Consider the following 26953-nt stretch of genomic DNA (forward strand, 5'->3'; position numbering starts at 1 on the left):
TTCTTGAATAACTATTTTTTTATCACTATTTTATTATCAATAGTGCCCGTTAATTTAATAATAGAAAATTTATTTATGAAATCAATATTTATAAATTCAAAGTCAACTGGATAAAGTTTATGTTCTCTAATAATGTATCGAGTGGCAAATTTTTCTTGTTGTTCAAAAATAATTTTTGCAGCTGTTGTTTCTATCTCTTCATGTGAAATATTTAAGTCAATCAATTGTTGTTTAATATCATTATTATTTTTATACGCAGCTATTTTAAATTGATAATTATTACTTTCATTTTTAATTATGTTATAAGGTTTTTCATGTTCTTGCAAAAAATAAATAAAAAATGATTTAAACTTTTCTTTATTCACAAAATTAAATACACCTATATTACTATCAAAAAAACAGTAATTAATTTTATCCTGTTCACTTTCTATTGAGAGTATCATCATATGATCACCAGCAAAAATCTCAAAATAATGAGCATTGTATTTTGCTGGATCATCAAGATGCTGTTTAAAAAAATAATCAATATCAAAAAAATAATAATGATGATCATCTTTTTCACTAAATTTTATCGCTTGTACACCATTTTCTAAAGTAAATCTAGGCTGTGTCCCTTAATTGCTTGAGCTATAGTATCCATCTGTTTCTACGATACTTTGAATTATGGCTCGCTACGATCTTTCTGATGAAGCATGGGCAATCATTGAGCCCTTGTTGCCAACCATTTTGACATCTTCGCGGGTCGGTCGGCCGTGGGCAGAACATCGCAAAATCGTCAACGGCATGTTCTGGATACTGTGTTCAGGCGCCCCATGGCGTGATTTACCTGAACGTTACGGCCCATGGAAAACCGTTTATAACCGTTTCAACAGATGGTCAAAGGATGGAACTATTAACATTATTTTCAATAAGTTGCTTTCATTTCTTGATGCTCATGAACTGGTTGACTGGTCAGCCATTGCGCTGGATGGCAGTAATATTCGTGCTCTCAAATGTGCGGCTGGTGCTCAAAAAAACATCCCGATATTACCGACGATAACAGCTTGGGTCGCTCACGAGGTGGTTATGGCACCAAAATCCACATGGCGACTGACGGAAGCGGCATCCCGCTAAACATCGTACTGAGTGCTGGGCAGGCTCACGAAAGCCTGTTCGCGCTACGACTCCTGGACGGCATTGGCGTACAACGCCAGAACGGCAGCATGAAGCGTCGTGGTCATACGGTACTGGCTGACAAAGCCTACTCTGGGAATGCGCTACGTAACGAGTTGAAAAGAAAAGGGATGAAAACGGTTATTCCCCGAAAATCAAATGAAAAACTGGCTTCAGATGGACGCTCGCAACTTGATCGTGATGCTTATCGCCATCGCAACGTTGTGGAAAGGTGTTTTGGCCGTTTAAAGGAATATCGCCGGATCGCTACACGTTATGAAAAAACGGCAAGAAACTATCTAGCAATGGTGAAACTGGGCTGCATTCGCTTGTTTTACCGCCGATTACGCAATTAAGGGACACAGCCTAATACTATCAATATAATAATCATATTTTTTTTTGCTTAAGAGTTCATGATAATTACTTTTAATATTATCAATCGAATCGGTATCACTATTTAAATATCTGGCTTTTAAACTAATACAAAGTTCCGCAAACCAGGTGGCATTTTTTAAACTATTATTCAATTTCAAAGCGCGATTTGTTACTCTATCAATATAATGGTGCGCCGTCTCGGCCGGCAACATTTCAAGCCACATATAGGGATCTGACACATAATTATTAATATCAATACGACTAAGATAGCGTTTTTGAATATCAATTACTGCAGCAAGCATGCTATCTAATTTTTCTTTAGCATGAATTTTTTCTGCCATCAATTTTGCCTTCATTAATGATGGCAAATTGTCAGAAAGTGGTGTTTCAATAATATTAATAACATTATTTAAATCAAGTAAAAATTTCTCTCCTTGTTTTTTACCACCTTGCCGAACATGAGCCATATAATAAATTGATAATCCAATATAAAAACTTCCCTTAATATCTTTCAATCTATTTTTATCACCATGTAAAATAAATTTTTCTGTGATATGAACAAGTCTATCTTTTGCCATTAAATAGAGATAGGTATTATGAGAAAAATTAATATCCGCGTTATAATTAGTAGGCATGAATCGTCCTTTATTAGCCAGATTTCCTATAAGTAAATAAATATATTATTTTTTTCTTATTCCACTATATTGATATATTTGATTAATCAAATATTTTTCATTTGTTGTTAACATGGTAGAGTAAAGTTCATAATCATTTTGCTTAAAAGCGGAAGCAGCATTGACTAATAAATTTATCTTTGCATCATCCAAGACTAACCCATTATTTAATAACGTATTAATTTCCAAATTATCTTTATATTTATTATAATTATAAATAGTTATTTTTCTTTCACTTTCTACCGAGGATAAAATTAAATTATCATTTTTATATTCTTGACTATAAGCATTATCCATACCTTGAAGAAAAATTTTATTATTTCCTTCATTCAGATAAACTTTTATATTATACGAAGTATAATTTATAACTATTACATTGTCACCTTTGCCTGCATCTATAATGTTATTACCTTTTGTGGATATAATAATATCATTACCATCACCCGTTGAAATAATATCATTACCATTACCATCAACAACAATATTAGAGCCACCTTTAGCAGTTATAATATCATCACCATCGTCACCAAAAATAATATTACCTAATTCGCTGGTATCAGTAACAATATCATTACCAGATAACATTCTTATGACATTATGATGGTGACTATTTTTAGTATAGGTAATATTATCATTATTTCCGGTTCCAATATACTCTTTAAGCACAGGAGTAATTGAATATTGATTATTGCTAAATGTTATATTAAAATATTCATTATTTTTATCAACCAGATAAATTTTACCATAAAAATTAATAGAATTATTAATAAATTCAATTTCAGATTTATTCTCGCTTTTGCTATACTTCAATCTATTATCACAAAAAATAAAATCATATCCACTATAATTTTTTATTACAATTATAACAATATCTTCATTTGTATAACCGTCAATTATTTTATTAAAGTCAAAAATAATATCTTTATTATTCTCAATGTTTTCAACATCAAGATCGGAAATAATATAAAAATCAACACCATGAGATATATAAATATAAGTATTATTTTTAATTGATAAAAATTGATTATCAAAACGATCGCCATTTAAAATGGTATATTGAGCATTATAAGTCTTAAGTAACGGTTTAATCATCTCAGGCAAAATATAATTTTTTCTAAAATTAGTTATACTATTGTTACTTAAATTAATTTCAATACTAGTGCAAGGTGCAGAGGTCTTTTGTTTATCTAATTTTTCGAAATACATTACATTAAATATTTTTTCTGGTTGCCCCTGTTTTTTTATTTTTTGTGATGGATCCATCGAAAGCAGAAAACCATCAATAGTTTGTAATATATATTCATGATTCACTATTAAACCTTCATTATCCATATTTTTATAGGCATTTTTTAATATTAATTTAATATTATTGTCTTTATCTGTAGTAAATTGACTATCAACTATTGAAAAATGAATATGAATATCATTACCGACTAATTTTAAATTTTTAATTTCATCTAATTTATAATTAAGGTTAACGATACTTTTATCTTTAAATTGTTGTTCATCAATTGTTACTACGACATTAAATTCTTTTTTATCTTCATCAATATAATTCCATTCTTGATTATCAGCATCCCATAAATAATGACTTTGATTCCATAATAGATTCTTTTTATATTCATGTGGATTATAACGTTCAATAACATAAGTATCTTGTTCCTCTCCACCATTAGCATAACCATTATTTAATATAATAGTATCTTCTCCAGCCATACCATATATAATATCAATTCCGCCATTGCCATTTAAAATATTATTTTTTCTATTACCTAAGATAATATCCTGTTTATCTTTTATACCAATAACATGTTCAAAACTAACTAAATCAACATGAACATCAGAAATATAGTGACTATTATTGAAAGATGATATATTTTCAAAATTGTCAAGATAATCTTCATAAAGAAATCGAACAGTGCCTTGTTGTAAATTAATAAAAGTTCCTGTTAGTGATAACAACGCATTAGACAAACCTGCTTCACCATTTGATAACATGTTACTATGATAACGAGGTAAGTGTTCTACGATTATTGTGTCATTACCACCCTTGCCATTAAAATATTTATCTTCACCATAACCTAACTTATTGCCAGCTAAAATAAAAACATCATCTTGTTCACCACCAATAAATATTTTTCTTCCGCTATAGCTAACAAATCTATTTTTAGCTAAAGATAAACCAACTGCAATATCATCGCCATCACCTAAATTAAAATTACTTCCTGTAATATATTTTCTTAATACTCCCTTCATGAAATAACTATCTAAACTTTCAAAAATATATTCTGGTTGTCCATTTCCCGGCAAAGAGTAGATCGCATTTGCTTGACGAAATAAATAATTATCTAAAAAAGGTTTATTTGTTATTCTTTTAATTAAATTATCATATTCTCTATTCAACAAAATTATTTCATTGGTTACTATACTTTGCAATGGAATATAAGTTTTAATTTTATCCACTTCAACTTCATATCGGTCAGGATATTGATGAAAAATCTTTTTAATTTCTTCTGCAGTAAATTTTCTTTTATTTATTTCTATAATATTATCTATTTGTTGCTGTTTCCACAAATTTATTGGTAACGTGAGAATATTAAAATTGTGTTTTAAAGCTTCTAAATCATACTGAACATTTTTATTTTTATTTTTATTTTTATTTTTATTTTTAAATAAATAAAGATTTGTTTTTTTATCAAATAAATGATAGAGAGGGAGTTCTGACACTTGTTCATCTTCATCAACGACAATACTCAAATTATAGCCTGAGGGTTTTAACAGCTCTGTAAATAATTTTTTCTCTTTCTCTATTTTATATTCTTTAATTTCACTGTAAGTTTGCTGCTTTAAAAGTTTATTACGTACCGAATAGTCAGGTTGTAATCCTAATATGGCTCTAAAACCGGTCTCCCATTCCTCACTGGTGGTTAATGCAACCTTTTCCTCTATTTCTTCTACGGTACGGTAAGCATTATAAAATGAATTACTTATCATTAAACCAGTACCAAGAAAAAGCCCTATAGGACCAGCTGACGAAACACCCGCTAATATCGCTAAAGCACTACTAATATTAATGCCAGCACTCAACAAAGACAAAGTGCCATTAACGATTAAATCCTGACGCTTTGCTGGATTGATTTCATCTTGCAATTGATCAAAATTTTGATAAGCATAATAGAGATCAAAACCGCTAGAAGCAATATTAATCCCTAATGACATTCGAACCGCAAATCGACTCGCTGTATCAATTGAGCCAGTCATTTGATAAGCGAGTTTGAGTAATATTGGTTGTAAAAGTTCGGTGCCAAAATTTGTTATTCCAGCTCCCCAAGCAATAATAAGGTTTTTTTCAATATCTTGCCTTTCCTGAATAGAAACTTGAGGATCATTTAAATAAATTAATGCTGATTGAGTCGAAGAAATTAGTTGGATAATATTGGCTAATTGAGTAGCATTAGATAATTTATTAACAATATGCGCATAACGAGGCAATCTTGTCATGCCCTGTTGAAAATTATGCCATAATTCGCCATCTACCGTGTTAGCATCAACATATTGATCAATGGCTGCTAATCGTTGATAAATAGTCGCAACGTCATGCAAATCACCACGATTGAATAAAAAATCTCTATAATTTTCTGACGAATTTATCTTTTCCTTGAGTAATTTTATAATACTTATATTTTCCTCTGTACCCTGAGAAAAAGTAAGGTAATCATTAAGTTGTTCAATATCAAATTTCAATTTAGACCGCCAGTCAGGAATATTTCTAATCATAAAGGGCGAAATTAAATTTTCATTGATATGCGCTCCTGCCCGCTTTAATGCAAATAATCCAATATTTTGTTCGGCTATTGTTACATTTTTATAAAAATCAGTTAGATTTTCTTTAACAGGTAAAAATTCAATTAAATCATTAACTTTTATTTTTATAATATCATTTTCATGTATTTTATGAACTTTAAATTGTCCAGATAACGCGATGTCTTTATTTATATCAAATATTTCGTAACGTTTATAAACAGTATCAAAAACTGTAACATCTTGATTAAGATAATTTGTTAAAAATGATATAACTTCTTCATTTATTTTTTCTTTTGCAATATTGTTGATGACTATTTCACCCATTCTTGGATCAAATATTCGACATTGATAGCTGGCATTTCCTTTATATTTGACAATCAGAGTAAAGGTAACATTATTTATACTTAACTGATATTGAGTAATTGGAGCCAAAGTTAAATTTTCAGGTAAAATAATATTAGCCTGTTCAGTCAATCCGTTTTCATTAACTACCAAATAAGCAGCCCAATCTACTGCTTGATTTAATTTATCCAAAAAAAGTTGTTCATCTATAGATAGTCTTCTGGTTGCTGAAGATTCAAGTAAGCGGTGGTGATATTGCAAAATATCATCAACATTATCTACTTTACTAGATAAAGATGCATAAAAAATACCAATACATTTTTCTAAGTTAGCCCTCTTTTCTAAATAAAAAGCATGTGGCATTGGTTTTATAATTATATTGGCATTGTTATTAGTTATTTTTGTTAACAAAAGGATATTATTAAGATAATAATTATGCCATTTTTGACTTTTTGATAATGCCACACTTAAAGGTAATGTATAAAGACCACTTCGATTATCAATTGCGGAAAGTTCTATTAATGATGTTCGTAGTTGATTTAATCTTGGCTGATCATTAACTAATAGCATTAAACGACCGATATCAGGACTACCATCCGAATATGAATATATTTCACCTAATAATTGATTAGAATAGTCACTAAGGTGATTAATTATTTCTGGTCGATAATAAATATTTTCTAATAAAAGAGAAAGATGATGGGCTTTTACATTTAACATTTCGTTATTATTTGTAAATATTTCCTCCCATTTTACTAATGCATCAGGTTGTTGCTCCATTTTACTATTAAAATAATTATTTACTTTACGGTTAATAATCGGATCATACTTTATATTTTCTATTCTCTTAGTAATCAATTTTCCTTTATTGTCATATAGATAGTTATTTAAATAAAACTGATATTGATCTAAATCTTTTTCGATATTAATATTACCTTTCATAATATCAAAAAATAGTGCATAAGTAGTATCTAATTCATTATAAAATAATTGCTTTGTTGTTTTATCATATCTAAATTTAGTTAATTGATTATTATTTTTAACTAAATCAAAATATTCATTAACTCCATCTAATGATCGCGTTGAGAAAAGATCTGGATTGACTTGATAAGTTGTTATAGCGGTATTTATATTTCTTTCTGCTAATTTAATTGAAAATTCACTGGCAATACCTGAAGTATCATAAGGGCTAGATAATGTTCCTAAGGCTTTTTTACTAAAAAAACATATTTCATCAGGTATCGCTAAAAAATTTTGCTTATGTATATTATCCATAATATCAACTAACTTTTCTACTGTCATTTGCTCAAATAATAAAAAATGATTATGCAGTTCAATTTCACCTACTATCATCCATTTATCAATTACACTATTTTTTAGTTTATCAAGATCACCATATTCTAAAAAAATTTTATTTGTTTTTTTATCTGCTTGAAAAATAAAACTATCATTAGGATTTTCGCTAGCTAATAATTCAGCCTGCTGACAGTATATTTCTGTTTGTCAGAAAAACGGAATATTATTTTTTTTATATTATTTTGTTTTACTGAGTATAAATTTTTCTTTATCACTGTTTGATTAATAGTTTTCCATAATGGGGGATCAAAAATTTTTTCGGCCCATAATTTATTTAAAAAATCATCGATGGTATAATTATGTCTATTTTCATTTATACATTGATAAAATAATTCATATGCCCGAGCATCATATGCTACTAATTTTAATAAATCTATATCTAATTTACCATTAGGTAAATGAAAGTATTTTTTTATATAATCATTATTTTTTATTGTTTCACTATCTAATGAAAGCTCACCTGAATTAATTAATCTGAGAATATAAAAAATTAATATTTCATTATTAATTTGTAGACCGAGTGGTGATAATTGTTTGTCAAAAGTTGTTTTATAATATCTTGCATCTCTCCGGCTACGCTCAAAGTTATTTAAATAAATATTCTTGCGACCATGTGAACCAATATATAAATCGCGGGTATAAGCAGTGATTGTTGAATTGAATCCTTCATTCCAAAGTTGTTGACTAAAATCTAATGCAAAATTATCACCTATTTTTGCTTGTCCGAGTTTACAACCCAATAGTACTATCTTTTCTGGCTCACTATTATTAAATTCAGTCTTTCTTAAATGCATTAATTTATCTGCTATATATTCTGCTGTTTTTCTGGCAAAGGTTCTTTTTTTAGTGATGTCATCCTTTCTGCCATGACCAATCAAAAACCATCTTGTTCGTTCCCCTGCGACTTTATTTATATCACCATAAACAACTCGATAGCGATTTTGTTCAAGATCATATTGAATAACGGTTGTGTTATCAGGATGTTTACCAATTAAATTTGCTGTCGATTGACTGACAATATTTTCTCCTTCTAACTGAATAATCAAATTATGTCGATAATTACTTTCAGCTAATTTTGTCTTTACAGCGCTGGAATGTGACGGAATTTTTTCAGGTTCGACTCTCGGATCCCACCACTGATCAAGCTTAACCGTATCTTGACCTAAAACCTCATTTTTATGTATCTCTAATGACTCTACTGGTAAAGTTTCTAATGTAAATTCAGTAATAGGTTCTGAAAGATCAGAAATTGGTAATGGCTGATTAGCCAATAATTTTACGTTGTGGTTAATTTTATAAACAATACATTTATCATTCTCAATTTTTAAATAGATTTTATCATAATTAAACTTTAAGATATTTTTATATTGATTGGTAATAAGTGCTAAAATGTCACTAGAATCAACCGAATTAATGACTATACTTATCGCCTTATATTGTTCTCCATCAGAAATCAGCTCCAATTCCGTACTAGCGCTTTGTTGATGAAATTTTTTAAATTGCAATTTTTGATTATCAGAAAGATAAAAAAAACTTTGCTCGTCACAAAGAATTTTGGTCGTTGTTATATTAACTAAATCACTTTCAATAATTGGGAAAATATTATTTTTATTAATTACTGGATCATTTTCTAATTCGATAATAGACGTAATATAAGTATTATTATCATAAACTAAAAAGTTATAAATATCTTTTCGCTCTTTTATTATATAAGTCAAAAATTGTTTAAACTTCTCTTTATCATCAAAATAAATAACTCCATAATTGGGATCAAAAAATGCATATTTTACTAGCTCTGTTTGACTATTTTTGTCAATGACTATTGCCATCATATGGTTTTCTGAAGATAATTCAAAATAACGTCTATTGACAGTACTATCTTTATCAAGATAATTTGTTATAAACACGTCAAACTCTATGTCATTTGCTATGCTATTTATATCCTGATCATTTATTTTTAATCCTCTTTCATTATAATAATTAATATATCCTTTAATATACTTTTTCTTAAAATCAAGAAAAATACGATGTACAGTCAATTTGATATCGTCAACATTAACTTTATGTGTGTCAATTCCATGTTCAATCTCTAACATAAGAGTTTTAAACCAAAATCTTTCTATAAATTTATAATTTTTTTTAGTTTCAAAATCAACCACCTTTTTTATAAAGTCTGGTATAGTTTCATTTTTTTCAATTGCAGGCCAATTTGAATAATCAGGTTGATAATTCATCATTTCATATAAATCAAATGATAAACGTTGCCTGCTCACTAAATCTATAAATAGTAAATTTAATTTTTCCTTTGCATGTAATTGCCTGGCTTGATGTCGTGCTTTAATATAGGGTGGATCATAACTTTCCGTATGTGATTCAATTACTTTAACTAGTCTCTTTATTCCTTTAAGATATCTTTCACCTTGTTCTAAGCCACCCTCACGAACTTGAGTTAAATAAGCGGCACTTAATGCCAGACAGATACCTGTAATTTCTTTTGCCAGACCAGGATCATCATAAGAAATAAACTTATCAATAATATGTTTAAAGCGTTTTTCAGATAATTCAAAAATATACTTTTGCTGAGAGAAACCAACATCAAAATAATATTTATTTGTTTTTGGCATAATAAATTTCCTTATATTTTATATTTTATATTTTATATTTTATATTTTATATTTTATATTTTATATTTTATATTTTATATTTTATATTTTATATTTTATATTTTATATTTTATATTTTATATTTTATATTTTATATTTTATATTTTATATTTTATATTTTATATTTTATATTTTATATTTTATATTTTATATAGTATATTTTATATAGTATATTTTATATAGTATATTTTATATAGTATATTTTATATAGTATATTTTATATAGTATATTTTATATAGTATATTTTATATAGTAAAAATATAATATAATTAATTTAATAACAACCAGTTATTTTTGATAAATTACTCTAAAAAATTAATTCATTTTATTATATTGAAATAGCTGATTAACTATATTTTTTTCATTTACAGTCAGATTAGAAATTATAAATTCATTATTTTTTTGCTGAAAAGAAGATGCCACATCGATTAATAAAGCGATATCTTTTTCATCAAATAATATGTCACTATTTAAAGAAGTATTAATTTCAAGCTTGTTTTTATATTTTTCATAATCATAAATTGTTATTTTATTATTATTATTACGTGATGATATAACTAAATCATTATCTCGATAGTCAAATACAGCACCACCACCTAAGCCTTGAATAAAAATTTTATTATTTCCTTCATTGAGCAATACATTTATATCACCTGTACCATGATTTATCGCTAAAATATTATTCCCTTTACCGGCATCAATAATATTATTGCCTTGCGTTGATATAATAATATCATTACCATCACCGGTTGAAATAATATCATTCCCATTACCATCCCCAGCTAAAATAATTTTTCCAGTTTCACTCATATCGGTTAATATATCATTACCTGCAGATAAGTTAACTTTTATCACTTGAGAATAACCTTTAGGATAAAAAATATTGTCATCAAATTCTGACGGTATTTGTACTGTGGTACAAGGCGTAATTTGATATTTATTGTCTTGATAACTAATAAAAAAATATTGATTATTTTTATCTAACAGATAAATTTTACCATAAAAATCACCAAAATTATTAACAAACTTAATGGTTGGTAGTCTTACTGATCCTTGGTAATACAGGTTGTTATTAACAAAATTAAAATCATATCCATTATGATCTTTTAAGATAATAATAAATATATCTTCATTAGTATATGTGTTAGCAATTTCTTTAAAATCAAATATTATGCTGTCATCAATGTTTCCTGTTGTCATTAAATTATCAATAAGATATATATCCAGGCCATGAGAAAAATAAATATAACTATTTTTCTTTATGCTAGTAAAATAATTATTAAATTTATCACCATGAAAAATAGTTTGTAAGGTATCACTCGTCATCAGCATTGGTTTTATCATTGTAGGTAATAAATAACTTTTACCAAACTTCATGATACTATTATTAGCCAAATTGATGTCAAGTGGATCAACGCTATTAATTTTTTTGGCTTTATCCAATGCAGGAAAATACATAATTTCAAAAATTTTATCAATAGATTCTGTTTTTTTTAATACCTTAGGTAAATTTTGTGATAATAAAAAACCGTCTACTGTTTTTATGATATATTCATGATTAATGAGTTGCTTGTCATCTATATTTCGATAGACATTCTTTAATTTTAAATTGGTATAACTCTCTTTCATTTGATCATGAAGCTGAGTTTTTCCTGATAATAATTTAATATGAATATCATTATCAACTAAATTTACTTCTATAATTTCATCAAGTGTGTATTGTAATTCTACGACACTTCCACTCCCTTTTTCAATTTCATCGATTACAATATTAGCATCAAAATTATATCCAGACTGCAACACTACGCTATTTATTGATAAATCTATCCAATCTTGATCTTCTGGGTTCCAAAGATAATTATTATTTCTCCATGGCAATAATTCCTGATAATCTTGCCAATGATAACGTTCAATAATATAAATATCCTCTTTCTCTCCTCCATTGGCATAACCATTATTTAATACCAGAGTATCTTTTCCAGAAAAGCCATATAAAATATCCTTTCCACCATTACCATTCAGTAAATTATCCTCGGCATTGCCTAAAATGAGATCTTGTACATCTTTTGCACCTATAGCATGTTCAATACTGACTAAATCTGCGCAAATCCCCATGGTATAATTTTTCTTTATTAATGATTGCAGATCATCAAAATCATCTAGGTAGACCTGATTGAGATACCTTAATGTACCATGCTCTAAATTAATTACTGTTCCAGCTACTACATTTGAATATTTAGTTAGTTGTTGATGATTATCAGTAGCCATTGATGATTGATAAGGTAATTGTGCAATATACAATGTATCGTTACCTTGACTACCATGAAAATATTTATTTTCATACTTATCTAACTTATCGCTTAATAAAATAAAAAAATCATCTTTATCACCACCAATAAATATTTTTTTGCCGTTATAACAAATAAATTGATTTTTAATTGATGCAAATCCGACAATAATATCATCACCATTAGCAAAATTAAAATTCACCCCTGTTAAATAATTTCTTAGATTATCCTTTGACAGATAATTATTTAAATTATCGTAAACATATACAGGCTGCTGAGTTTGTGGCAACGAATAAATAACTTTACTCTGATCAACATCAAATTGATAATTATTGAATCTATGATGATTAATTAATTTTTTTAGTAAGTTATCAAATTCTCGATTTAATATGAGTATTTCATCCGATGCAATTGAATAATTAGGAATATAAGTTTTTATCTTGGCTACTTGCACTTGATATCGGTTTGGATACTGCTGAATAATTTTCTCTACTTCTTCTTTAGTAAATTTTCGGCTTGTAATCTCTATAGTGTCATCTATCTGCTGTTGTTTCCATAGGTTAATTGAGAGTGTAGCAATATCTAAATTATTCCTTAAATAATCAAAAGTATATTTAGAAAGACTATCTTTATGTTTACTCAAATAAGTGTTATTAATTTTATCAAATAAATAATATAGAGGTAATTCTTCAACTAATTCTGTTTCTGTAATAAAAATACTTAAATTAAAATCATGTGGTCTTAATAGTTGTTGAAAAAAATCTTTTTCTTGCTGTTGCCGATAAGCTTTGATTGCTGACTCAGTTTGTTGTTTCAATAACTTATTTCTCACTGAAGATTGCAATTGCAATCCCAAAGCTGCTGCAAAACCCACTTGCAATGTTTCCGATGTTGTCAATGCAACTTTTTCTTTAATGCGTTCCACAGTTCGATAGGAATTATAAAACATTCCGCCTAACATCAAACCTGTGCCAATAGCTACCCCAATAGGCCCAGCAGAAGAAGAACCCGCAAAAATAGCAAGAGCGGTTGAAACGCTGATTCCGGCATTAAGTAGCGATAACGTCCCATTAATAATCATATCCTGCCGAATAGCCGAATCTTGTTCACGATTTAGTTGATTAAAATTTTCATAGGAGTAATAAAGATCAAATCCTGCTGATGCAAGTGTGATGCCAGCTGATACCCGACTTGCGAAGGTACTGGCTTCACTACCTATGCCTCTCATGCGATAAACAGCTTTAAATAATAATGGCTGGATAGCCTGATCACCAAAATTTGTTATGCTCGCAGCCCAGGCAACAATCAAATTATCTTCCAATATGTTACGTTGATCATCAACTAAATTAGCATTATTAAGTTGCATAATAGTAGATTGGGTTGAAGAAATTAATTGTATGATATTCACTATTTGCATCGTATGAGAAAATTTATTAACAATTGAAGCATAGCGAGGTAAATGAGATAGTTCTTGCTGTAATTTTTGGGCAAAATGTTTATCGATAACTTGTTGTGCTGTATGGTTATCAATATCAGCTAAGCGCCGCATAATAACCGCAAAATCATTTAAATTGTTACGATTAATCAATAGCTGTTGATAATTCTTATTGACACTCAATTTTTGTTTTAAAATTTTGATGAAATTAATATTATCTTTAGTTGGTTGATAAAAACTAAGGTAGTCATTCAACGTGACGACATCAAACTGTATTTTATTTTGCCAATCAGTAACGTTTCTAACTGAGAATAATGTTAGTTTTTTATTATCTATATATGCCCCTGCTTGTTGTAATATTGTAAGAGGAATATCTATCTCACCAATTTTAATTAAAATTTGCTCTTCAAACTGATTTTTTTTATCGGTAATTGTTCAGTCAATTTTGCTAGTTTATAATTTAATATTGCATCATTTTCTACTTCATACCACTTAATAGAATAATTATTTTGGGCATTTTTTTTAATGCCTAACATTTGATAACGATAATATTTTTTATTATTAATAATAATTTCATCATCCAGGTACATCCGCATAAAGTATAATAGTTTTTCATAGGAATTTTCTGTTGTGACAAAATCTAATTTTATTTCTCCCATTCTCGGATCAAATATAGTATAAGAATAAAAATCATCTATTTTTTTCTGCTTCAAAACAGTGAAAACATAATTATCAATGACTAACTGATACTTACCAATTGATAATTCTATTAATTGATTAACATTTTTTTCATTAACAGCCTTAGATTGAGAAAAAAGAAAATTAATATAGTTGAATACATTATCGAAATTTTGTAAAAACATCAATTCTTCATTTGATAATAATCGTTTTGTCGAAATTTCTAATAAGCTATGATGATATTGTAACAATTCACTAAATTTTTTGGTGTTATTTTCACTATAAGCATACAAAAAAGCGAGATTTTTTGCTAATTGATTATTTTGCTCAAAATAAAATGCATGAACCAGAGGATTAAGGGTTATATTAAATGACGGAATTGATTTTGTATCCGTTTTATTAGCTAAACTTACAATATTACTAAAATAATAGTTATGCCATTGCTGGCTTTTTGCTAGGGCCTGCGATAATGATAATTGACTTAATTCGCTACGTTTATCAATAGCTGATAACTCTATTAATACCATTTTTAAGTTTTCTAATGCTTGATGATCATGAATTAGTGTCATCAATTCCCGCATATTAATAGTTCCATCTGAATATAAAAATAGCTGCGACAATAAATTATTTGAATAATTACTCAGTGAATGGATTATTTTTGGCCGATAAGCAATATTTTCTAATAATATTTTTGTATCATAGGCTTGTTGTTGTACTGTTGGTAATTCGCTGTTTAAAAAAAGTTTACGCCATTCAATTAGTCTATTGCTACTACTATATTTATTCTGTTCAAAGTAATTATTTACTTTTTGACTTAAAATTGGATCATATTTAATTTGATTTATTTTATTAATGTCCAGCAAATCATTTTCATCGACTAAATAGCCTTGTAAGTGATAACAATATTTATCATTATTTTTATTGATATCGATTTTATCTGTTACAATATCCATTAAAAGATTTTGCTCAATAGGAACATTGTTTAAATACAGTTGATTTATTTCATTATTATAATTAAATTTAGTTAACCTTCTATTATTGCCTGCTAAAGCATAATATTTATTGATACTATCCGATAATAATGGAAGTAATTGATGATCCCCCTGCTGGTAAGTTGTCACAGTGGCATTTATAGCGCTTCTTGCTAAGTTTATGGCTGTTTCACTAGCAATGCCATTGGGATCATAAGGATTAGCTAGTTCGCCTAATCCCTGTTGAGAAAAAAAGCAAACTTCCTCTGGATTATTTAAACCAAAGTATAATTTTGTTTCAGCAAGAATATCCACTAGGCTGTGTCCCTTAATTGCTTGAGCTATAGTATCCATCTGTTTCTACGATACTTTGAATTATGGCTCGCTACGATCTTTCTGATGAAGCATGGGCAATCATTGAGCCCTTGTTGCCAACCGTTTTGACATCTTCGCGGGTCGGTCGGCCGTGGGCAGAACATCGCAAAATCGTCAACGGCATGTTCTGGATACTGTGTTCAGGCGCCCCATGGCGTGATTTACCTGAACGTTACGGCCCATGGAAAACCGTTTATAACCGTTTCAACAGATGGTCAAAGGATGGAACTATTAACATTATTTTCAATAAGTTGCTTTCATTTCTTGATGCTCATGAACTGGTTGACTGGTCAGCCATTGCGCTGGATGGCAGTAATATTCGTGCTCTCAAATGTGCGGCTGGTGCTCAAAAAAACATCCCGATATTACCGACGATAACAGCTTGGGTCGCTCACGAGGTGGTTATGGCACCAAAATCCACATGGCGACTGACGGAAGCGGCATCCCGCTAAACATCGTACTGAGTGCTGGGCAGGCTCACGAAAGCCTGTTCGCGCTACGACTCCTGGACGGCATTGGCGTGCAACGCCAGAACGGCAGCATGAAGCGTCGTGGTCATACGGTACTGGCTGACAAAGCCTACTCTGGGAATGCGCTACGTAACGAGTTGAAAAGAAAAGGGATGAAAACGGTTATTCCCCGAAAATCAAATGAAAAACTGGCTTCAGATGGACGCTCGCAACTTGATCGTGATGCTTATCGCCATCGCAACGTTGTGGAAAGGTGTTTTGGCCGTTTAAAGGAATATCGCCGGATCGCTACACGTTATGAAAAAACGGCAAGAAACTATCTAGCAATGGTGAAACTGGGCTGCATTCGCTTGTTTTACCGCCGATTACGCAATTAAGGGACACAGCCTAATTTTACTGATAAAAGTCCTTCAAATAAAGATTGTTCAGGAGTCGTGGCTATATTACCTAATAATATCCATTTTTTTATTTTTGTGTTATTTAATTTGTCTAATTCGCCATATTCTAAAATTGCTTTGTTTGAATCTTTGTCCATTTGGAAAATAAAAGTATTTTCTGGGATTTGTCTGGCTAATAATTCTGCCTGTTGCTGATATTTTTTATCACCAGAAAACCGAAAGATTATTTGTGAGCTATTTTCATCTAATGCTTGCGATAATCCTGCTGTGATATTAGCAGCATTGACTTTTGGCCATAAAGGGACATTATCAATATTTTTTCCATGTAAATTATCAATTAATACACCAATGTCATAATTATTTATTATTCTTTCATCGATAGTAAAATTATCGGCAAAAACTTTATAGGCTTCACCATCATAAGCAATTGTTTTGAGTAAATCTAAGTCCAACTCCCCATTAGGATAATAAAAATATTGACTAAGATAGTCTCGATAACGAGTCACTGCTGCAGATAATGTAATATCCGCTGAATTTATTTGCCGTAAAAGATATAAAATTAGTGCTTCTCCATTAATAGTTATTTCACCGCTATTGTTATCTTTTTGATACTGATTTTTATAGTATTTTGCTGGCTGTTTACTATCGTTACTCTCATCCAAATAAACTTCTTTTTTGCCATTATGATAAATCGACAAATCTTTGGTATAAGCCACTAAGGTAGATTTAAATTCTTTTTGCCAAAATTCTTGGCTAATATTTAAGGCAAAATTATCCAGTAAATTACCCTGGCCTAATTTGCAACCTAATAAAACTATTTTGTCTGGTTCATTATTGGCTAATAACGATGTTTTTAATTTTTTTAGTTTATCAACTATGGTATAAGCACTTTGATTAGCAAATAGTCGTTGTTTTTTTTGTTCATCAAAATGACCATGTCCAATTAGTAACCAGCGGCTATTGTTAGTTATGACTTTATCAATATCACCATATACTAGTCGATATTGATCATTTTCCAGATCATATTGAATTAATATGGTGTTATTTGGATGTTTACCAATTAAATTTGCCGCCGCTTTATTAATAATATCTTCACCTTCTAACTGAATGATAACATTATAAAGATTATTAGCTTCTGCTATTAATTGCGTTTTATTTTGCTGAGGAATAAGTTCGGGATTAACACTTGGATCCCACAAATTATCAAGTTTTATTGGTGTTCTACTTCCCAAAACCTCATTATTATGAAGTTCACATATTTCTAAGGGCAATCGTTCACGCGGCAAAGTAACAATTGGATCAGAGAGATAAAATTCTAATCGTTCTCTACTATTTCGCAAACGATAAATAACATCACTGACATCGGTTATTTTACGAATTTCATAATTTTCATTAGTTATACATATGTGAAGATTATTTTCCGCTAATGCTAAAATATTTTTATGTTGGTTAGTAAAGAATACTAGTATTTCATCAGATGAAAGTGAATTCATCAAAATATTAATACTTTTTGGTTTATGTTTTTCACTAATTAATTCAATATGAGTGGTTCTAGTATTATCATTAAAATTTTTAAAAATAATTTTAGTTTTTAAATCAAGAATAAATTTATACTCATTATCACAAAGGATCTTATTGGTTGTTATATTAATTAATTTTTCATCTAATTTAGGTAAAATTGCCTGTTCAGTAATCTTCTCATCATATTCCATTTCAGAAATAAGTACATCCATAGTTCCATCACGTAATCGAATAAAATTATAACTATCACGTCTAATCTTAACAATATAATTTAAAAACTCGATAAATATATCTTTATTTTCTATCTGTATTACCCCATTATTAGGGTCAAAAAAAGCATAAATTAACTTTCCTGTTTTACTATTTTTCTCTATTACAATAGCCATCATATGGTCTACAGAGCAAAATTCATAATATTTATTTTTATCTATATCATCAATGTCTATATTTTTTTTGATAAACTAATCAATATTAATTTCGTTATATATATATCTTTGACTATTATTTATTGTTTTTAATCCTCTATCATTATAATACTTAATATATTTTTCAATATACTTCTTCTTAAGCGAAATAAAGGTATTTTCAGCAAAAAATTTAATTTCCTCAGTATTATAATTCTCATTATCTAAGTGACGTGTTATCTCAATAAATAGTTCTTTGAACCAATATCTATCTTTACGTAAACTTTGCATTTTACTTTCATATGAAATAACTTTTTCCATATAATTGGATATAGTCTCACTTAGATCTTTATTTGGCCAAAAAGGGTAGGCGGGATAATAACTGGCCATATCCATCATATCAAAAGATTCCCGCTGCCGCTTAGCCAAATCAATTAATATACGATTAAATTTTTCTTGCCTGTAGCATGGCTTTAAAAAGAGGAGGATCGTGGGGAGCGATCGGTTTATCTAAAATTTTTGCCAAATATTTTATACTGGCCAGGTAGTTTTTACCTTGTTCTAAACCTCCCTGACGAACATGTGTTAAATATTCAGCACTAAGCGCTGCACATAAACCTGTGATACCTTGGGTAATATTGGTATCGTTAGCGGCGACAAATTTACTAAAAATAAATAATAACTTATCCTCAAATTCATTATAGATATATTTATCCTGTGAAAAACTAATATCAAAAAAATATTTCATCATATTTGGCATAATACCTTACCTTATAAATATTATTTTTTAAAAGTCAAAGTAGATACTATTATTAACAAGAAAAAGCAAAAAATAAAAGAGAGTAATTTATTGTTAACAACCAAATAATTAAATAGAAATTTATGATGTAATATAAAACCTGTTCAATTAAATAATATAATTTTACATATCACCGTCTCGAAAATTAAAATTAAGCCATTAAATTATTATAATTAAATAATCCTACTAACAGATAAGATTTAATAATAAACTTAATTATAAAATGATTTAATGGTTGCTAAATGATATGACAGATCTTTAAATTTATGATTTTGTTTTTCATCCCAAATTATAGGATAATAAGGTTTTAAAATATTGGCACTTTGTTGGCTATCAATAATTTCATCATGACGAGATAATATTAACATACCTTTATGTTTGTTTTTTTGTCTGAAATTATCTACACATTTAGTCATAATGTCTAAATATTCTTCTGGACGAGTAATTTTTCCTATCATGTTTTCATAAGGAAATAAATTTGGATTTATCATTAATTGTTTTATATTACATAAAAATCCTATCCGCTCAGCCCAAAAACCCCCTAAGCCAACACCACAAATTAAAATTGGCTCTTTGCCCAAAGCGTGAATATTTTTATCAACTTCTTTCAGCAAGTGCTGCATATCATGGCGGGGATATAGCGTACTGTAACTGATAAGGCGGACATCTGGATCTATAAATTGTAATTGCATTATTTTTTCGTGGTTACCAGGACTATTTGAATCAAAACCATGTAAATAAATAATCATATCTACCTCTGCCATTCTTCACACAAAGATGTTAATGCTAAATTTGCCGCTTGCCATCGCGGTGTTTTTTGTAATTCAGCTAAAGAGTATCGATGTGCATGATGAAAAAGATTTACTGTTTGGTTATGTTTTTCAATTGCTAAACTATCTAATACATTTATTGCCCCAATACGATTATTGCAAATAAGTAACATATCACAGCCGGCATTAAGGGCTGCCCGTGCCCGCTCGGCATATCCTCCCATAACCGCCGCGCCGGCCATGGAAAGATCATCAGAAAATATTGTCCCACTAAATCCTAACTGTTGGCGCAAGACTGATTTTAGCCAGTAAGCCGAAGCACTCGCTGGCCGTTGGTCAATTTTAGTATAGATAATATGTGCTGGCATAATGGCATCAAGTAAACGCCGTTGGATAAAATAACTGAAGATTTTCATATCATGCGACCTGATCAGGGCTAGTGTACGCTCATCAGTTGGTGTTTGTTTATGGGAATCACTACTAACCGCGCCATGACCTGGGAAATGCTTACCGGTTGTTTTCATACCGGCAGCATGCATACCTGTAATAAAAGCCTCAGCCATCATAATAGCGATATCAAGTTGTTGATGAAAAGAACGATCACCAATCGCAATACAATGATGTCCAATATCTAGCACTGGTGCGAAACTGATATCAATGTCCATCGCAATCATCTCTGCCGCCATTAACCAACCAGCTTCTGCCGCTAATTTAGCCGCTGTATCCTGATCGTTAAGTGCAGCATAGGCTTGTGCGGCAGGTAGCGCAGTAAATCCTGGCCGAAATCTTTGCACGCGGCCACCTTCTTGGTCGACGGCAATAAGTAAGCGGCTATGTGCTGCGTTGCGAATTTGGCGGACAAGCGCTTTCAGTTGCTCAGGATCATGATAATTGCGCGTAAAAAGAATAATCCCCCCAACCAGTGGGTGCTTTAGAATTTCACAGTCCTCAGCTTCTAATTCAAATCCCTTTAGATCTAATATAATGGGCCCCATTAATTACCTACTTAATATATTTTATGATTACTATTTAATAGCAAATATGCTCAAACTAAGCCTAACCATGTTCTAATCGGTTGCGCCAATGCTAAGTATTGTGAATCTTTTGTTTGCATCCAGCGGACTTCATACCACATCATTCTCATATAGTTAACCCATGGTAGCCACAAGGCAATTTGCAGCTTTAATTTATTAAAATCTTTATATGCAGGCTGCTGCTGACAATAATGGTGCAAAAATTGGTTTTGGCCATTTTTATCCCAATCATTGGTCGCGAATAACGTTGCCAGGGCAAAGGCCAGATCACAATCAGTTGCATACTCCCAATCCAAGAGTTTTAAAATTCCATTATCAGCTAATAGAACATTTCCACTATGAATATCAAGATGTGCAAGTACTTTTTTGCTGGTTTTAGGTTGACAGGCATATTGAAAAAAATGATGTAAATTTAACCAATAAGGTGATAGTCTGCGACGGTCAATTTGATACCAATAACTGGCTAAATGTTGTTTAAGAGGTAATGAATAACCCGATAATGGATATGAATGCAATGACGCCAGTATATGACCTAGCGGCTGATATAATTCCTGTAAACTCGTGTCCGTATCAGTAACCACCTCACCTGTAAGCCATTCTAATATTAACCAGTCATTATTAGCCCCCACTATCTGGGGGGCTGCAACAAATTGAGTAAGCTGGCGTAATATTCTACGCTCTCTTTGTCGATTAATACCTAATAAACGCTCATTTTTTCCGGCAAAACGGGCAATTAGTTTAATATTTGGGGTTGCTTTAACACAGAAACTACCACCGCTAGACCCTGGTAACGCTTTAATTTGCCACTTATTAGCGGTTATTGCCGGATATTTTTGTAATAACAATGCTATAAGTGTTTCCTTTTTATTCAATGGGATTTGTTCCCGACCATAGGATCTCACCCGTTTGCGCTCCCATTAACTGCATTTCAATTTCACTCTGTTGTTGATTACCGGAAATAACTGAATAAAGAACATAATCAGCTTGTACATAACGCGCTAAACCGATGGCTTTACTTCGCGTAACTAAACTGTCCTCCTGAGATAAGCCCAACGCTTTACGTGCATTTGCCACCACATCTTGCGGAACTAATTTAAATACATTTTGGTTATTAACTGCATCAATAATCGCATCAGTTGCTTGCATTGATTGAATTGCCATATTGGTATTATTTTTTATTGAATCAATCAATAACACCTTGCCTGACTCAACCCCTGGAGCTTGTACCAATTGATTGGCTAAAGGAATAACTGCTGTTGACCAATCTACTGTTTTTACTTTTGGTAACTGCGGCACAGTTTCTGGCGATGTTGGTGTTGTTGGCTGCTCGGTAGGCTCAGTAGGTTCGATTGTAATGACCGGTGCCGGTTTTTTACCCGTTATCGATGAGCAACCGACTAATAGGAATATCACAACCATAAGTTGAAAAATACGTCTCATTTACTCTTCTCCTGTATACCTTAAATTGCAAGGTAAACTGAATAACAAAACCTGTGCCAAAATAACAATATAAATTGCTTTATAATTAAAGAGTAACCAATAAAACGAGGATTGCCTCTTTAATGACAAATCAACAAAATAACAATTTAAAATTTATCTATCTTTTTTGTTAATAGCGGTCCTAGGGGATGGCCGCCGACTAAATGCATATGAATATGAAAAACTTCCTGCCCGGAATGTCGGTTACAATTCATAATTAAACGGTAGCCATCATCAGCAATACCTTCCTGCTCAGCAATCTTTGCCGCGACTGTGATCATATGACCTAATGTTTGTTCATGCTCAGGTTTCACATCATTGATAGTGGCGATTAAAATATTAGGGATAATTAAAATATGCACGGGAGCCTGAGGTGCTATATCCCTAAATGCTGTCACTAAATCATCCTGATAAACAATATCAGCGGGAATTTCACGGCGTATAATTTTACTAAAAATCGTTTCTGCTGCCATAATTTCATCCTATAAATCTATTTTTATGATGATGCAAGCGGTTTAATCGCGTTTAATGGTTAAATGAAAAAGATCACAAAAATTTTGCGTAGTAGCTCGCGCAATTTCTTCAATATCTACGCCTTTTAATTGGGCTAAAAACTGCGCCACATTTCTTACATAAGCAGGCTGATTTTCTTGGCCACGATGGGGAACTGGCGCCAGATAAGGGGCATCGGTTTCAATCAAAATGCGATCTAAGGGCACCATACGTGCAGCCTGGCGGATCTGTTCGGCATTACGAAATGTCACTATACCGGAAAATGAGATATAAAGCCCTAAATCTAATAATGCTTTAGCCATCTGCTCATCTTCCGTAAAACAGTGTAAAACGCCACCGCAATCAGTAACCTGTTCTTCCTTCAATATCGTTAATGTGTCTTGCTGGGCTTTTCGTGTATGAATAATAACGGGTTTATTTAATTGACAACCGATACGAATATGTTGACGAAAAGCGGTTTGTTGCAATTTAGCATTCTCACTTTGATAGTGATAATCCAAACCTGTTTCACCTAACGCAACAACTTCATTGCCTGACGCTAAACGTGCTAGTTCATCAAAATTATAACCTTTATCAAGATCAAGCGGATGTATGCCACATGAAAATGCCACATTGTCACGCTGACCAATCTGCTTTTTCATACTAACGAAGCCTGGCAATGTTGTCGCGATAGCCAGAATATATTTTACTTCATTGGCCGACGCCTTTGCGATAACATCATCAATATCTTTATGCTTATTTTTATAATCTAAACAATCGAGATGACAGTGAGAATCAACTAAAAACATAATAAACTCTTTTAATTATGGTGATATAGTGCGCGCTGCCAATTAATTAACTGAGATGACAATCGTAATTCCTGATTTAATCCCACCACTGACATTAATTGATGACGACAATTTTGCCATTCCATAGCGCTTTTTAATAAGACATCAGCAGTATTGATAGCTGCCAATTTAGTAATTAATGAGGGCTGATCTTGATTAACACAGTAATTACCTGCTTGCTGTTGATATTTTACTGCATCTAACAATAAACTTATCAACCAATTGATCCGTTCGATTGCATCTGGCTGATCCAATTCAGGTAACCAACTGAAAAGTGTCTTAGTTGCTAAATGTTGCATTAGTGATTGGCAAAATTGCTTTCTTTTTAGCCAATTTTCTGGTTGTAATAGGGTTAAAGCAGCAAGAGGAGCAGCCGCATTGAGTTTTAGGGCTGTTTCAATATCAACTAACGCTAACGATATCTTTTGTTTTTGTAGCCAAGAAATTGCCATTTTATGCTCTGGCACAGAGAGGTAATAATAAAAACATCGACTACGTAAAGTCGCTAGCAATAGTGCTGGATCGCGACACTCTAACAAAAAAAAGGTATTGTTCGTCGGCTCTTCTAACGTTTTCAATAATGCATTGCTTGCGGCTTCCGTTAATGCTTCAATACGAGGAAACCAAATAACTTTAGCGCCACCTTGCTGTGCATGGCCAACTAAAACTTCAGTTAAATAACGAATACTTTCAATACCTATTGTATTTTTACCCTTCTCGGCAACAATTTTATGCCAGTCTGGATGCGTCTGTGCTAACATCAGTTGACAACTATGACAACTACCACAGCTTTTCATATCCTCCGGCTGTTGACACATTAGCCATCGGCTAATAGCATAAACGAGTGCCTCACTGCCCATTCCAGCATTAGCATGTAACAGCAATGCATGATGCCCTTGCTTCTTTTGATGGATAGCAATTATTTGTCTATATGCATGATTTAACCATGGATACCAGTTCATTTTACTCGCCTTGAGCTGTCAACCAATTCGATAATACATGGTGAATGGTTTTTTGCACCTCTTCTAATGATTGGTTAGCATCAATTGTGATGATTGTGTCATCTTCAGCGGCTAACTCAAGGTAGCGCTGACGAGTTCGTTTAAAAAAGTCTAATGACTCTTTTTCTATTCGATCTAGTTCACCACGATCTCGCGCTCGCTGCAAGCCTAGAGCAGGTTCTATATCAAGATAGAGTGTCAGATCAGGTCGAAAATCATCCAGTATGGTATTACGTAATACTTTCATTAATTCGGGGGAAAGCCCACGTCCTCCACCTTGATAAGCTTGTGATGAGAGATCATGGCGATCACCAATAACCCATCTTCCCTTTGCAAGAGCAGGCTTAATAACATTTTCAATTAATTGGATACGCGCGGCATAAAGCATGAGTAGCTCCGCTTTGTCAGTGACTTTTTCCTCGGCAATACCATGCTTAATTAATTGACGCAATTTTTCGGCTAACGGTGTTCCTCCTGGCTCCCGTGTAAAATCAATCTCAGTTATTCCTACCGTAGCGAGTGTTTGTACAACCGTCTTTATCGCAGTAGTTTTTCCTGCGCCTTCAAGACCTTCAATAACTATATAACGACTTTTCATTCATTTTTATCTTTTGTCTGACGATAATGTTTAACCGCTTGATTATGATCATTAATATTGGTAGTAAAGGTATGCCCACCATTACCCGTTGCAACAAAATAATAATAATTGGTTTCATCAGGATGAGCGGCTGCTTTAATTGAAGCTCTGCCGGGCATAGCTATTGGCGAAGGTGGCAAACCCACAATCAAATATGTGTTATAAGGACTCGAATTATTTAAGTCTCTACGATAAAGCACCCCGCGGTATTTATCACCTAAACCATATATAACCGTCGGATCCGTTTGCAACCGCATTTTTTTCTTTAATCGATTAATAAAAACTGATGCTACTTTAGCTCTTTCAGTATCAATACCCGTTTCTTTTTCAATAATTGAAGCCATAATTAACATTTCATATGGCGTTTTGTACGGTAGATTAGCCGCCCGCCCTTGCCATTCATATTCAAGCGCCATTAACATTTTCTGATGTGCACGCTTTAATATATCAATATCACTCATTTCCGCTGTGTAATAATAAGTATCAGGATAAAACCATCCTTCTAATAATTGATTAGAGGGTAACCCTAGATCCTGCGCTAATTTATCCGTAGATTGATTGTCGAGAGTATGTTTTAAATAAGGGGCTTGCTGTAATAATTTTTTCCAGTCTTCGAAGCGAGAACCTTCAATAAATAGCAAACTAAATTGCGCTTCTTTACCAGCAGAGAATATTTCTAACATTGTCCGCAAAGACATGCCAGGATTTAATCGATATGTTCCCGCTTTAAATTGTGCTAATTGTGGTTCCAATTTCAGTAACCATTGAAAAATATTCGCTTGATTTATGATTTTCTGTTCAGTTAACAATAATTCTAATCCTGCTCGCCCTGTACCTGCAGGTAAAATAAAAATTGTTGTTTCATGAATATTAATCGCTGTATTAGCGTAATTTTGTATCTGACGATAAAATGTATAGAGAATACAGCCAGTTAATATTAATAAAAAAATAAACAACCACAACATTCGTCTTGCATACTTCATTTAA

20 protein-coding genes are annotated in these 26953 nt (G+C 31.3%); 2 read left to right on the plus strand and 18 right to left on the minus strand.

The features are described 5' to 3' along the window. Window positions 1–11: 11 nt before the first annotated feature. A complete protein-coding gene (locus tag ArsFIN_RS11460; RefSeq protein WP_026823852.1) occupies window positions 12–446 on the minus strand; it encodes a hypothetical protein in 435 nt (144 codons plus the stop codon). 217 nt (window positions 447–663) lie between these two features. Here ArsFIN_RS11460 and ArsFIN_RS11465 point away from each other — a divergent pair. Continuing rightward, a protein-coding gene (locus ArsFIN_RS11465; protein ID WP_135677396.1) for an IS5 family transposase occupies window positions 664–1508 on the plus strand; the annotation gives its coding sequence in 2 pieces (ribosomal slippage) (window positions 664–1009 and window positions 1009–1508; 846 coding nt in all). Here ArsFIN_RS11465 and ArsFIN_RS11470 read toward each other — a convergent pair. The 5 genes from ArsFIN_RS11470 to ArsFIN_RS11495 all read right to left on the minus strand — a co-directional run bounded on the left by ArsFIN_RS11470 (window position 1497) and on the right by ArsFIN_RS11495 (window position 16092). Next, complete coding sequence (locus ArsFIN_RS11470) at window positions 1497–2162, minus strand: hypothetical protein (RefSeq protein WP_026823732.1); 666 nt, start codon at window positions 2160–2162, stop codon at window positions 1497–1499. The genes ArsFIN_RS11465 and ArsFIN_RS11470 overlap by 12 nt on opposite strands. 45 nt (window positions 2163–2207) lie before the next feature. Further along, window positions 2208–7700: a calcium-binding protein gene (locus ArsFIN_RS11475; protein WP_026823731.1), complete on the minus strand. Its 5493-nt coding sequence runs from the start codon at window positions 7698–7700 to the stop codon at window positions 2208–2210. A gap of 113 nt (window positions 7701–7813) precedes the next feature. After that, window positions 7814–10327, minus strand: a complete 2514-nt coding sequence (locus ArsFIN_RS11480; protein WP_026823730.1) for a C80 family cysteine peptidase — start codon at window positions 10325–10327, stop codon at window positions 7814–7816. Between the two features lie 354 nt (window positions 10328–10681). After that, complete coding sequence (locus ArsFIN_RS11490) at window positions 10682–14344, minus strand: hypothetical protein (RefSeq protein ID WP_026823877.1); 3663 nt, start codon at window positions 14342–14344, stop codon at window positions 10682–10684. Window positions 14345–14481: 137 nt separating this feature from the next. After that, entirely contained in the window at window positions 14482–16092 is a 1611-nt protein-coding gene (locus ArsFIN_RS11495) for a hypothetical protein (protein ID WP_135677736.1), read from the minus strand. A 23-nt stretch (window positions 16093–16115) separates the two neighbouring features. Here ArsFIN_RS11495 and ArsFIN_RS11500 point away from each other — a divergent pair. Further along, a protein-coding gene (locus ArsFIN_RS11500) for an IS5 family transposase (protein ID WP_135677415.1) occupies window positions 16116–16960 on the plus strand; the annotation gives its coding sequence in 2 pieces (ribosomal slippage) (window positions 16116–16461 and window positions 16461–16960; 846 coding nt in all). On the opposite strand, the gene ArsFIN_RS11505 is transcribed toward ArsFIN_RS11500, so the two are convergent. The 12 genes from ArsFIN_RS11505 to mltG all read right to left on the minus strand — a co-directional run bounded on the left by ArsFIN_RS11505 (window position 16957) and on the right by mltG (window position 26949). Then, window positions 16957–18891, minus strand: coding sequence for a C80 family cysteine peptidase (locus ArsFIN_RS11505; RefSeq protein ID WP_026822201.1), 1935 nt, complete (start codon window positions 18889–18891; stop codon window positions 16957–16959). The genes ArsFIN_RS11500 and ArsFIN_RS11505 overlap by 4 nt on opposite strands. Before the next feature lie 72 nt (window positions 18892–18963). Further along, window positions 18964–19305 carry a hypothetical protein gene (locus ArsFIN_RS11510; protein ID WP_026822202.1) on the minus strand — a complete coding sequence of 114 codons (342 nt, stop codon included), beginning with the start codon at window positions 19303–19305 and terminating at the stop codon, window positions 18964–18966. A gap of 46 nt (window positions 19306–19351) precedes the next feature. Further along, a complete protein-coding gene (locus ArsFIN_RS11515) occupies window positions 19352–19666 on the minus strand; it encodes a hypothetical protein (protein WP_026822203.1) in 315 nt (104 codons plus the stop codon). 251 nt (window positions 19667–19917) lie between these two features. Then, complete coding sequence (gene ycfP, locus ArsFIN_RS11520; protein ID WP_026822204.1) at window positions 19918–20454, minus strand: alpha/beta hydrolase YcfP; 537 nt, start codon at window positions 20452–20454, stop codon at window positions 19918–19920. Between the two features lie 2 nt (window positions 20455–20456). Further along, window positions 20457–21470: a beta-N-acetylhexosaminidase gene (gene nagZ / locus ArsFIN_RS11525; protein WP_026822205.1), complete on the minus strand. Its 1014-nt coding sequence runs from the start codon at window positions 21468–21470 to the stop codon at window positions 20457–20459. A 50-nt stretch (window positions 21471–21520) separates the two neighbouring features. Further along, window positions 21521–22381: a phosphotransferase gene (locus ArsFIN_RS11530; protein WP_026822206.1), complete on the minus strand. Its 861-nt coding sequence runs from the start codon at window positions 22379–22381 to the stop codon at window positions 21521–21523. Then, window positions 22374–22949 (minus strand): penicillin-binding protein activator LpoB, encoded by a 576-nt coding sequence (gene lpoB, locus ArsFIN_RS11535; protein ID WP_026822207.1) that lies wholly within the window; start codon window positions 22947–22949, stop codon window positions 22374–22376. Before lpoB ends, ArsFIN_RS11530 begins: the two co-directional genes overlap by 8 nt. Before the next feature lie 146 nt (window positions 22950–23095). Continuing rightward, a complete protein-coding gene (hinT, locus tag ArsFIN_RS11540) occupies window positions 23096–23461 on the minus strand; it encodes a purine nucleoside phosphoramidase (RefSeq protein ID WP_026822208.1) in 366 nt (121 codons plus the stop codon). 42 nt (window positions 23462–23503) lie between these two features. After that, window positions 23504–24289, minus strand: a complete 786-nt coding sequence (locus ArsFIN_RS11545) for a metal-dependent hydrolase (RefSeq protein WP_026822209.1) — start codon at window positions 24287–24289, stop codon at window positions 23504–23506. 11 nt (window positions 24290–24300) lie between these two features. Further along, on the minus strand, window positions 24301–25290 hold the full coding sequence (gene holB, locus ArsFIN_RS11550) for a DNA polymerase III subunit delta' (protein WP_026822210.1): 990 nt from the start codon (window positions 25288–25290) through the stop codon (window positions 24301–24303). A gap of 1 nt (window position 25291) precedes the next feature. Beyond that, window positions 25292–25927 (minus strand): dTMP kinase, encoded by a 636-nt coding sequence (gene tmk, locus ArsFIN_RS11555; protein WP_026822211.1) that lies wholly within the window; start codon window positions 25925–25927, stop codon window positions 25292–25294. Continuing rightward, window positions 25924–26949, minus strand: a complete 1026-nt coding sequence (gene mltG, locus ArsFIN_RS11560) for an endolytic transglycosylase MltG (RefSeq protein ID WP_026822212.1) — start codon at window positions 26947–26949, stop codon at window positions 25924–25926. The genes tmk and mltG overlap by 4 nt, the downstream gene beginning before the upstream one ends. Between the last annotated feature and the right edge of the window lie 4 nt (window positions 26950–26953).

The sequence above is a fragment of the Arsenophonus nasoniae genome (assembly GCF_004768525.1).
Classification (GTDB): Bacteria; Pseudomonadota; Gammaproteobacteria; order Enterobacterales; family Enterobacteriaceae; genus Arsenophonus; species Arsenophonus nasoniae.